Here is a 5,517-nt window from a genome sequence, read left to right on the forward strand (position 1 = left end):
TTTGACCATGTGCGAATCGTGTTATGAAAGTTATGAGCAGAAATACCATCTGGCGTTTTAGGCCATCTTCCAGATCTGTAAAGTTCTACACATTTCAACTTAAACTCAAAACTATAACGCATAAAAATGCCCTCCTTACTGGTTGTCCAGTAAAGAGGGTACATATCACATTGCGGTTTTTTATTATTCTACATATTCCCTGTGCAGACTGCCGAGACGTCATCTTTCAACTGACCTTGAAGCAAATGTTCAATCGCTGCATCTGCATCGCCCGATACGCCAGCAAAAATTTGAATATTCCTGTCTGTCAACATCTGTCTGGCATCTTTGCCTATTTTTCCACAAATTAATACATCTGCGCCGATTCCCTTTAAAAAACCAACCAGCATGAACTTATTTTGCTCAGGTGCGTCGACAATCCACTTCGTCTTTACCCCTTTGCCTTCTGTATCGAACACTTTAAACTGTTTGGTTTTTCCAAAATGATCAAAGACCTGACCTTGATCGTAAGAGACTGCAATTTTCATATTGGTACCTGCTCAAATCATAGAGGCGGGTTGATTACATAGTTTCAACCCAGGTGTCCACTTCATCTTGAAAGGCCGATGATGAAAAGCGCTTTGCTGCAACCAAAACAGCACCTGATGCTGACGAATTAAGGGATTCCCAAGCACCATCAATACCGCTGGAGCCTGACGTTGCAAAAAGGGCAACTTGTTTTCCCTTCCATTCTGCTCCTTCAAAGAATGTATTGACAATCGTCGGCGCTTTATACCACCAAATCGGAAAGCCAACATAAATGCGATCGTAGTCACTGATATCTGGTGTCGATTCTGCCATTGGCGGTCTAAAATCGGGCTGATCCTTCATTTCCACAGATGTCCGGCTTTTATCATCCTGCCAATTTAAATCCTCTGGAGTGTACGGCGTTTCCGGTTTGATTTCAAAAAGGTCAGCCTTTGATGCCTTCGCCACCATTTCTGCAATCCGTTTAGTTGTTCCTGTTGCGCTAAAATATGCGACCAATGTTTTCATAGATTGATCCTCCTAATCTGATTTTACCATTCTTTTGTGTTTAAATATCTTTCAACTGATGCGATTGTGTTGGCACCGTCACCAACTGCCGTTGCCACCTGACGAACTTCTTTCTTTCGAACATCCCCAGCCGCAAAAATTCCCGGTGTAGATGTTCGACCGTCTTCGCCAGCAATCATATAGCCTTTTTCGTCACATTTGCAAATTTGATCAAATCCGTCAGTATTTGGAACGATCCCAACGGCAATAAAAACCCCAGACACGTCCAACACTTGTTCTTTATTTGTATTTTTATCTTTTGTCCGTAATCCCTTCACCTGGCCGTTTTCCCCAATAATTTCTACCGGAAGATGATGCCAAACCAGTTCAACCCGATCAGATTCAAAAAGTTTATTCTGTAAAGCCTTTTGAGCACGGAGTTGATCTCTCCGGTGAACAAGATAAACTTTTCGACACGCTCTTGCTAAAAATATGGCGTCTTCAACGGCAACATTACCGCCGCCTACAACAGCAACATCTTTGTCTTTATAGAATGCGCCGTCACAAGTTGCGCAATACGAAACCCCTTTACCTGCGTATTCTGCCTCTCCTGGAATGTTCAAAAGACTGTGTTTTGCACCAGTCGCAAACAAAACGGCCTTGGCGGTCAGTGTCTCTTCTGACGTGATTACCTTTTTTTCTTCACCAAGATCCTCTACTTTTTGGACATCACCCATTTTAAATTGAACGCCCAACTGATCTGCGTGTTCTCTCATTTTCTGAGCCAAATCAAATCCATTAATATTGGGAAGTCCCGGATAGTTATCGACTTCATAGGTATCGATGATTTGTCCGCCGCTCATAAAATTTCGTTCAATGACAAGCGCATCGAGTCCTGCACGCTGTGCATATATGCCTGCTGTCATACCTGCCGGCCCTGAGCCGATAATAATTAAATCGTACATCGTTCCCTCCTTCATTGCATCATGCTTTCAATCACATCTACCGATTTTGGTATTTCTTCCGATAAAACAACTGGGCCATTCTCTGTAATCAAGATATCATCTTCAATTCGAACGCCCATCCCGCGATCTGCCATATACAACCCCGGTTCACAAGTGATGACCATTCCCGGTTTCAGCGTCACGTTTCGATCTTCGCAAAGGTCGTGTGTGTCCAAGCCTAAAGAATGCCCAATGCCGTGATAATAATAATCGTCAATGGTCTTCCGAGGATCAAACAGCCCTGTCGCAAGACCATATTGATTAAGTAATTCTCGGGACTTTTCTTGAACGTCCTTCATATTTGTTCCAGCCTGATAATATGAAATGATTTCGTGTTGGGCTTTTAGCACCGCTTCGTACAATGCGCGCTGGTCTTTTGTGTAATGTCCGTTTACTGGAAAGGTCCGACTAATGTCAGCACAATACCCATGATAACGCGCCCCGAGATCAAAGAGAACCATGGTTGCATCAGCCATCTTCTTTCGGTTCGTCATATAATGAAGAATGGGCGCATCTTCTCCTGAAACTGCAATGGTATCAAAAGCGGTCTCTTCTGCGCCGTGATTCAAAATTGTATATTCAAAAATATCTTGAGCTTGGTACTCATAATCGCCCGGTTTTAAATTTGCCAAAATTTGATTGATACCAAGATGTGTCAGATGAATGGCATGACGCATCAACGCAAGCTCCTCATTAGATTTAACCAATCGCATTTCAGAAAGAAGCGGTAAGAGCGAGTGTTGATGTTCAAATCCGAACTTCCTTTTCTGATGATCTGGAAGCGTATCATCCTCGTAATAGCTGAGTTCTTTCAAAGATGAACAAAAGGATTCAAAATCTTCAAGATAGCGAATATCATCAATCCCTGACTTCTCATGCGCTGCTTCAATCGTAATGTAGCGGCCAAACCATTTCTCTTTAAAAGGGTCCGGTTTTCGAATGAACAGGCTCGTCGTATTTTGCCCGTTCTTTTTTACCAAAGCTAATATTCCGTCAGGCTCAGTTAACCCTGTCAAATACAAATAATTGTTGTTCACATAGAATGGATAATTTTCATCCAATGATTTACTGACTTCACTGCCTGCACAGATCACCGTGACGCTTTGATCTGGCAGTAAATCGTATAGTTGTTGACGTTTATTTTGGTAAAATTCTTTTGAAAGTTCCTTAAGCATCGTTTTTTAAGCCTCTTCTCTTTCGTCATTTCGATAAAATATAACGCTTGACAATTTCAGCCACGCCATCATGGTCGCAATCATATGCCCCAATGATGTCTGCATTTTTTATTAATCCTTCGCTGCTATGACACATCGCAATGCCAATTCCAGCCATTTTAATCATCTGCAAGTCATTTTCGTCATCTCCGATGGCTGCAACCTGCTCAGGCAAAATGCCATAATGTGTGCACACCCTGGCCAATGCCTGTGCTTTATTCAACGACTTCGGCGCTATTTCGACAATTTTGTCACCGCCGTCATAAGCGACTGCCCCTTTTGTTTGGATTTGATGAGCGGCAGCAACTTCTTTTTCATTTCGGCAATAAAAGATAATCCGCACTGGAGCCTTGATATTATCAATACAAGTTGTGCGATAGACATAGGGATTTCTCATAACCTGCTGAGCCCTTTGACTTGGCATTGCCGTCAACGTATGGTCATAATAAACCTTCGAAACCGTATCTACAAAATAAAATAATGAAGTTTTTCGAATTTGTTTCAATAATGCTTCAAAGACGTCTGCCTTAAAACCATGCTCTCGCCAAATCAACTCGTGACCAGCGTAAATTCCCGCTCCGCCATTACAAACATGCCAATTATTCTGAATTTTCGTGCTAAGTTGATCTGTAAAACTAAGCTGTGAATGAAAAAATCGTCCACTCGCTGTTACAACACGAATACCTTCTCTTTCGCACTGCTTGAGTATGTGTTGATTAGCTTCTGAAATTTTTTTTTCGGAATTTAAAAGTGTGTTGTCTAGATCCAAGGCAAGCAGGCGGATATCAGATTTCATCACGCACCTACTGCCATCAATCCAAATGCACAAAGGGTCGTAACAATCATTCCTGCAATTGCGGAGCCTAAAACAGCTGATAATACACCTTGTTTAAAATCCATCTCAATCAACGATGCCGCCAGACACCCCGTCCAAACACCTGTTCCAGGCAGTGGTATCGCAATAAAAATCATCAATCCCCAAAACTTATATTTGGTGATGCTCTTTGATTTGTTGATCCCTCGGGTATGCAGCCACTCCGCGAAACGCCCTAAAGCACCTTTTTTCCCTCTCATCCATTTCAAAAACACCGGTAAAAATTTTAAAATAATTGGTGCCGGAATGATTGATCCTGCCCAGGCAAGTAAAAAAGCCTGCAGATAAGGCATACGCATCAAAAGCGTTCCGACTGGAATTGCGCCTCTCAGTTCAACGATTGGAATCATTGAAATAGTAAAAACTTCAAGCCAATTTGGAAGAAACGAAAAAAATTGTATAATTGAATGTGCCAAAGAAATGCTCCTTTTTGTATTGTCTTCTCATTCGTGTTAGAATAAAAAATACTATGACATCTATTTTACACCAAAAAGGATAAAATACAATTGATAGTTTACTATTTAAAGGATCGTTAATTTATGAAAAAAATATTAGGGCCAATGCGCCGCGCTATTCAACAATTCCATATGATCGAAAACGGTGACCGTATCGCTGTAGGGTTATCTGGCGGAAAAGACAGCATTGCCTTATTGGCAGCACTGGCACGATATCAAAAATTCGCACCCGTTCAATTTGACCTTGAAGCTGTAACCATCGACGCTGGACTTGACGGCATGGATTTTTCTCCGCTAATCACTTATTGTCATGACATTCATGTCCCCTATACGATATTAAAAACGTCAATCGCCACCGTTGTTTTTGACATTCGCAACGAATCAAATCCATGCTCTTTATGCGCAAGAATGCGGCGTGGCGCACTGCATAATCTATGCCGCAAACTCAAATGCAACAAATTAGCTCTGGGGCACCACGCTGACGATGCGGTTGAAACTTTTTTCTTAAGTCTTTTTTACGAAGGCCGCATTAATACCTTTCAACCCGTTACGTTTTTAGATCGAAAGCAGATCACGCTCATTCGTCCACTGGTTTTTGTCAACGAAAAAGATATTGTCTACAATTCAAAATGTCAATCGTTACCGATTATCGGATCGACCTGTCCTGCAGATGGTTTTACAAAACGCGAGGATGTTAAGAACTTTGTTGCCAAACTGCGCACTGATATCCCAGATCTCAATCAAAAAGTCCTATCAGCCATCCAAAATCCCCACCCCTTTGTGCCATGGTCAACAGACTAAAAAAATAGAAGCATTCTAATGAATGCTTCTCAGACTGTAGACAAACGAGGCTCTGAGAAAATACTCAGGAGCCTCGTTTGATTTAATATCAAGCTGCAATTTGTAGATTTATAAATTGAAATCGAAATATAGGACGATTCGGTCCTGAGTGGTTC

Annotated in this window: 7 protein-coding genes; 1 reads left to right on the top strand and 6 read right to left on the bottom strand. The window is 41.8% G+C overall.

The annotated features are described in order from the left end of the window. Nucleotides 1-188: 188 nt before the first annotated feature. The 6 genes from FYJ52_RS09845 to FYJ52_RS09870 are packed head-to-tail and all read right to left on the bottom strand — an operon-like array spanning nt 189 to nt 4,522. Entirely contained in the window at nt 189-527 is a 339-nt protein-coding gene (locus FYJ52_RS09845; protein WP_154577052.1) for a NifB/NifX family molybdenum-iron cluster-binding protein, read from the bottom strand. Nucleotides 528-561: 34 nt separating this feature from the next. After that, entirely contained in the window at nt 562-1,035 is a 474-nt protein-coding gene (locus FYJ52_RS09850) for a flavodoxin (RefSeq protein WP_154577053.1), read from the bottom strand. Nucleotides 1,036-1,058: 23 nt separating this feature from the next. Beyond that, nucleotides 1,059-1,979: a thioredoxin-disulfide reductase gene (gene trxB / locus FYJ52_RS09855; RefSeq protein ID WP_154577054.1), complete on the bottom strand. Its 921-nt coding sequence runs from the start codon at nt 1,977-1,979 to the stop codon at nt 1,059-1,061. Between the two features lie 11 nt (nt 1,980-1,990). Continuing rightward, on the bottom strand, nt 1,991-3,193 hold the full coding sequence (locus tag FYJ52_RS09860; protein ID WP_154577055.1) for an aminopeptidase P N-terminal domain-containing protein: 1,203 nt from the start codon (nt 3,191-3,193) through the stop codon (nt 1,991-1,993). 25 nt (nt 3,194-3,218) lie between these two features. After that, nucleotides 3,219-4,028 carry a Cof-type HAD-IIB family hydrolase gene (locus tag FYJ52_RS09865; protein WP_154577056.1) on the bottom strand — a complete coding sequence of 270 codons (810 nt, stop codon included), beginning with the start codon at nt 4,026-4,028 and terminating at the stop codon, nt 3,219-3,221. After that, nucleotides 4,028-4,522: a COG2426 family protein gene (locus tag FYJ52_RS09870; protein ID WP_154577057.1), complete on the bottom strand. Its 495-nt coding sequence runs from the start codon at nt 4,520-4,522 to the stop codon at nt 4,028-4,030. Before FYJ52_RS09870 ends, FYJ52_RS09865 begins: the two co-directional genes overlap by 1 nt. A gap of 123 nt (nt 4,523-4,645) precedes the next feature. Between FYJ52_RS09870 and FYJ52_RS09875 the strand changes: the two genes are divergently transcribed. Continuing rightward, a complete protein-coding gene (locus tag FYJ52_RS09875) occupies nt 4,646-5,362 on the top strand; it encodes a tRNA 2-thiocytidine biosynthesis TtcA family protein (RefSeq protein ID WP_154577058.1) in 717 nt (238 codons plus the stop codon). Nucleotides 5,363-5,517: the final 155 nt, after the last annotated feature.

Origin of the sequence: Pseudoramibacter porci, assembly GCF_009696145.1 — a bacterium.
In the GTDB taxonomy this organism is placed as follows: domain Bacteria; phylum Bacillota; class Clostridia; order Eubacteriales; family Eubacteriaceae; genus Pseudoramibacter; species Pseudoramibacter porci.

What these genes read in the sequence shown, in the direction of transcription:
- FYJ52_RS09860 (WP_154577055.1), bottom strand. Translation starts at nt 3,193, where the DNA reads ATGCTTAAGGAACTTTCAAAAGAATTTTACCAAAATAAACGTCAACAA.
- trxB (WP_154577054.1), bottom strand. Translation starts at nt 1,979, where the DNA reads ATGTACGATTTAATTATTATCGGCTCAGGGCCGGCAGGTATGACAGCA.
- FYJ52_RS09845 (WP_154577052.1), bottom strand. Translation starts at nt 527, where the DNA reads ATGAAAATTGCAGTCTCTTACGATCAAGGTCAGGTCTTTGATCATTTT.
- FYJ52_RS09875 (WP_154577058.1), top strand. Translation starts at nt 4,646, where the DNA reads ATGAAAAAAATATTAGGGCCAATGCGCCGCGCTATTCAACAATTCCAT.
- FYJ52_RS09850 (WP_154577053.1), bottom strand. Translation starts at nt 1,035, where the DNA reads ATGAAAACATTGGTCGCATATTTTAGCGCAACAGGAACAACTAAACGG.
- FYJ52_RS09865 (WP_154577056.1), bottom strand. Translation starts at nt 4,028, where the DNA reads ATGAAATCTGATATCCGCCTGCTTGCCTTGGATCTAGACAACACACTT.